Here is a 4,969-nt window from a genome sequence, read left to right as displayed (position 1 = left end):
GACAACTATCTTGACAAACGCCGTAACCGAGCATGGCGACACCGTCCTGGTACGCCACAAGCTGACGGTCGAACAGATCGGCAGTCAAGATGACGGGTACATCGGAACTTTGTTCAGGATATATGTCTATTCCCCGAAAAGCAAGTGGGAGAACGATGGAGTGCCTTTCTCCCCTGCCACCGGCAGGCATACCATCGGTGAAAGCGCCAGCGCCTGGTACGCCCTGGAGTATCCCACCGATGTTCAATGGTTCGACGCAGCGCATGCCGAAGACTACGTAGAGCTTAAAAACGACACCAACTGGATAGAAAACGGAGGCTTCGACGTCATCGGCGGCAACCTGCTTGATTTATCCAAAGCAGGGCGTTTTTTAACGGAGGATGAGATTGCCCTGACCCTTGACGAAAAGGAGGTTAAATACTCCGATCAGCTTATGTACCGCTACGACGGCAATGATATATACTTTAATGCCCAGGAGCTCGGGCAGATTTTGGGGATAAAAGTCGTGGAAGCCTTTGAAAAGGAGGCGGGCGACGGGCTCGAAATAGCGCCAGGCCGCAGTGTGGCCACCTTCCATGAGGGCCTGATCTGCTTTCAGTACCAAGACGACGCCTATGTTTATACGGCCATATCCAACAGCGATTCGTGGCTGGAGCCGGAACAGGTCAGAAAGGCGCTGGTCATAGACAGCCAATACTATATCAGCGCCAGTACCATACCCTTCCTTTTTTACTCCCGGATTGACATTAGAGACTATGGGTATGGTAAGGCACAAGGCCAAGTCAGCTTCACAACCTTTAAAACCGAGGCCGCAAGAGCCAAAAGGGTGGCCGATTTATCCGGATTTATCTTCGAGCTCGACGGCCGGCTCCGCTTTGACAAATATATTCTGCTTGGAGCATATGTGGTATATAAAGACCACCAGGCTTATGTAATGAATCGTGACGGCCGAGCCTTCATAGGCCCTATAAACGGCGCCTTATCGTACACGCCTTACGGTTATATGGTTACAGTACCGGACGGGCGAGGCGGAGAACTGCGCGGGTTGTATGCCCACTCCGGAGAGAAGATTCTTGAGCCGGAGTATTCTGCCATCGACAGCGTCGATTTTAGAAAAGGTCTGTTTTTGCTGGCCAAAGGTTCCGGAGCCGACCGCAAGCTCGGCGCGGCGGTGATTGATTATACCAGGCTGACAGCATTAATACCCGTGGAGTTTGAAGAGGTCATGACCTGGTCGGGTCAGGCGCAAATAGGACCGCCTGAATATGAATTGTATTTCGATAAATACGTCTCGGTGAAAAAGGACGGCCGGTGGGGCGCCTATGACCTGGCGGGCAGGCTGGTTGTGCCCCTTGAATACGAGGCCTTCGGGCAGCTTTTAAAAACCGGCGATACCGGCTATTACACCGACTATTATAACCTTTATTTTGACCGTGACCGGGAGCTTATCACGGTCAGGAAAGGCGGGAAATGGGGCGTCATCAGCATGCAAAACGAGGTTATCGTACCTTTTGCATACGATAAGATCTTTACGAAAGACCCCGCTGCCCTGAACAACACCTGGTACGGCCAAAAAGCCGGAGTGGAGACAAAGCTTAATTAGATGGTCAAAGCGGGACATTCCCGCCCTGACGCTTGATTACCCGGCTAGGACGAAAGCGGGAAAGTTGCCGGACCATACCACCCGCATAGACAAGGCAAAATTGGACCATATCATAGATCATTAGGTTCATTGCTGGTAAATATTGCTGGAACAAATCGCGGGTTATAGCTGTCTGTTTTTGTCCATTGAATTGAATATAGCCTATTTAATTGTGGTTTTACAAAGGGTTTCGGTTGTAATGTTATAAAAATGTAAAGTACTGCCTTCTACTACAACATTGCTGCCGCAGTCAGCGGTTTTAAACACAACTTCTCCTGATTCATCAAATACCATTACTCTGTATTTTGAGTTTGGAGTTTCTTTAAATGTACAGGCTAAATATTCTTTTTCATCCCCGGTAATATTCATGGATATCGCTTCTGCTTGCGGATTCAAACTTTCACTATCTCCTATACGATATAAAGCTTCCCGGCTTAAATAATAAACATGATCTCCTACTACTGCAAATTTAAGCTGCCAAGAGTCTTCGCCTTCAAAATTACCTATAAGGGCCTCAGTCCCATCTTGAAGAGAATGCTTATATACACTATAAATACGCTGCTCACCTTCTCCTTTAGAGCACAAATAGTAAAGAGATTCTCCTACTATCTGGGCATTTACCACCCTTTCTTTGGATTGGCTTATCCTGGTCACCTCATTTGTAAATATATTAACTCTATATACAGCAGGGTTCTCTAAACTATAACTGCCATCACCTTCTTGATTTTGCACAACTTTTGCCGCCCTCACATAGAGTTCATTCCCTATAAGCTCAAGCTTCGGTAATCCTTCGACATCGCTTAAAAAATAGTACCAATAGTCGGCTGATCCCAAGCTTCTGTTACTATCTTCTGAATAATCGATATCTTGAACTCTCAAATTTCCCGGACCCGGGGTAGGACCTATCCAGTACATATAAAGCCTATCTCTTATCAAGGTGGTCTCATAATAGCTGCTTTGAATTTTTTGCACTGTACCATCTTCCTTTAATAAGTATCTATGATCCGAGCCCATTACAGCACCACCGGAGTGAAAAAACAGCATTGCTTTTCCGTTCTCTTCGTAAAATTCGTGACGGTCGTATTGCTTTCCATCTCCATATGACCAGATTTCAAGTTGAAAAATCTTCTTGGCTTTACTTATGTCTGATAATGGCGCTTGCATTACGGCTCCCTTATTATCCACGTAATAGGCGTAACCGTTCTTAGCCATAACCGCTATGCTATTCTTTCCTTCAAAGTCTCCATACTGCTCAGCCAACCTATTCGTAGGAATCTGAATTTGATCTAACTTTGCATTCTTCGATGTGATAACAAGTCCATTTTTGCCATCAAACTTATAATCCCACCCAAACTCATCCACACTATATTTCCAAGTCATAGGGAAATATGTAATATCTCTAAATAAAAGAAGTGGATATTCTTCCTTGCTGTTATCTACAACTTTACCATTTACCTTAATTGGGAAGTTTGCAATTTCTGCAGTATAATTTTTTATATTCTTTGCCGATGATAGATATGGATTATAGGCTGCCGTAACACCTGTCGTATCTACCAAAAGTCCAGTTTTATCACCTGTCCACGTAGATTCAAGGCCTAAAAATCTGCAATCACTAAAAGTCATTGGAAAATATGTAATGTCTTTATAAACGATAAGCGGGTACTTGCTATAATCGTTATTTACCGCCTGTCCGTTAATGATGACCTTGAAGTTTGGCAAGGTAATGCTTACGCTATTACCTGCAGCAAATGAAGCAACTGAGGTACTCGCCATAGTACTGATGAGCAGTGTCACCAACACCAACACACCAATCAGTCTCTTTTTCATACTGTTCTCTCCTTCCCGTCCTCTATCTTCATATCCCGCAACATAGGCCTTTATAGTTCATGAGTATGCCTCCGACAAATTGGAATTCACCAGTCCTAACTTTTCCTGGAATATACAACCAATGTAATTGCATTAAGTATAATTGTGACTGCAAGAAGTACTGTGGCGACTAATGCCACCGCAGAGGAAGTATCCATAAGCGCTGACCAATCCTCTATCTTTACCAGATGATCGGTATAGAAAATTTGCATACACAGTGAGATGGCACAGGCACTGACGCTTGCTACAGAAAAGGCAACCCAGTTCCTGTGGTCAGCCTTATTGTGCTGCACAAGATTAACAACAGGAAGTATCCATGCAATCAGCCCAAGTAAAAGACTTCCCAAATTCAGCCAACCAGCTCCAAACATAGCTTTCTCCTTTGCTCAATGCCTTTTTATCTAATATTTCACCGGATAATTCATATAGGAAATATAGGATAGGACTCGTTTTGACTCAAGAAATATAATGATTTTCTGCAATCTTTCTCTGGCCTTCAGGTGGATTCCAAAATATTCCAAACACAGGACAGCTTACTCCAGTTAATCTATTAAAAATTTCTTTGTGTTTCAAAGCAATCCCTCCTTGCAGGCTCTTTCCTTATTATTTAATTGCATTTATGTCACATAGCAAAGCCTCGTACCAGCCATCCATAATCCTGTTTACAATCCACAATATAGTCAACGTATACCGTCTGATCCTTGACTTGGTATAGAATGAGATACCATTTCTCAACGAACAAAATGAAAAGTTGTAAAGTGAAAAATTAAGTTCCGGCCTGCTAGCGAAAGTAGCATTTACGATTGTTCAAAGTTCCGGTAGTATAGGTGGGGTTGCCTGCCCGCGCGGGAAGGAAGAACATATGGCAACGGCGCTCAAAGGGAATCATCAACATTTAACACTATCGGATAGGATATAGATTTTCTTTCCAATATCCACGAAATGTCTGTTTGCGATGTGCCCCGCTTTTCCAATAGATGAAAAGAACGAGCAGGAACGATACGGTCTGAGCAATGGTAATGCGGATTACTTGCAATTCATCCGCGCCAGAGGCCGTTGCGACATGTAAAAGATTAATGATGGTGTTATTGAAAAAGTGGTCAGCCATCGGCATCCAAAGTGAACCTGTAATTTTAGTCAGCAAACAGAATTTTACTCCGGTAATTCCTGTTATTAACACAAGCATGAGGGAATAGATCATCGCTCCGCCTGTACTCATTTCTCCGTCCAACAGACTGCGCACAGGAGCTGCGATATGCCAGATACCAAAGAGGATAGAGGATAGAAGAGCCGCCTTTATAAATGAATATCTTGTTTCCGCTAGCTTAATGAACAAGCCTCGGAAAATACCTTCTTCCATAGCCACATTGATGAGATTCCCAACTATACAAAAAACAAAAAACAACAGACCTGTATGTCGGCCCTGATTTCCATCAATTCCATAGCTGGTCACATAGATTT

General features: G+C 44.0%; 4 protein-coding genes. 1 reads left to right on the top strand and 3 read right to left on the bottom strand.

Translation table 11 applies throughout. The features are described from left to right. On the top strand, positions 1 to 1,603 hold a 1,603-nt coding region (locus B3W37_RS09125; protein WP_483175484.1), incomplete at its 5' end, for a WG repeat-containing protein. A 201-nt stretch (positions 1,604 to 1,804) separates the two neighbouring features. On the opposite strand, the gene B3W37_RS09120 is transcribed toward B3W37_RS09125, so the two are convergent. From B3W37_RS09120 to B3W37_RS09110, 3 genes are all read right to left on the bottom strand, one after another. Next, positions 1,805 to 3,469: a hypothetical protein gene (locus B3W37_RS09120; RefSeq protein WP_483175483.1), complete on the bottom strand. Its 1,665-nt coding sequence runs from the start codon at positions 3,467 to 3,469 to the stop codon at positions 1,805 to 1,807. A gap of 95 nt (positions 3,470 to 3,564) precedes the next feature. Next, positions 3,565 to 3,879 (bottom strand): hypothetical protein, encoded by a 315-nt coding sequence (locus B3W37_RS09115; RefSeq protein ID WP_483170653.1) that lies wholly within the window; start codon positions 3,877 to 3,879, stop codon positions 3,565 to 3,567. A 530-nt stretch (positions 3,880 to 4,409) separates the two neighbouring features. After that, positions 4,410 to 4,969, bottom strand: a 560-nt coding sequence (locus B3W37_RS09110) for a CPBP family intramembrane glutamic endopeptidase (protein WP_483175482.1), incomplete at its 5' end; no start/stop codon positions are given.

The sequence above is a fragment of the Syntrophomonas sp. UBA5494 genome (genome assembly GCF_002426325.1).
The sequence above is the reverse complement of the archived record's forward strand: the minus strand, read 5'-3'. Positions and strand labels throughout refer to the sequence as shown.

What these genes read in the sequence shown, in the direction of transcription:
- B3W37_RS09120 (WP_483175483.1), bottom strand. Translation starts at nt 3,469, where the DNA reads ATGAAAAAGAGACTGATTGGTGTGTTGGTGTTGGTGACACTGCTCATC.
- B3W37_RS09115 (WP_483170653.1), bottom strand. Translation starts at nt 3,879, where the DNA reads ATGTTTGGAGCTGGTTGGCTGAATTTGGGAAGTCTTTTACTTGGGCTG.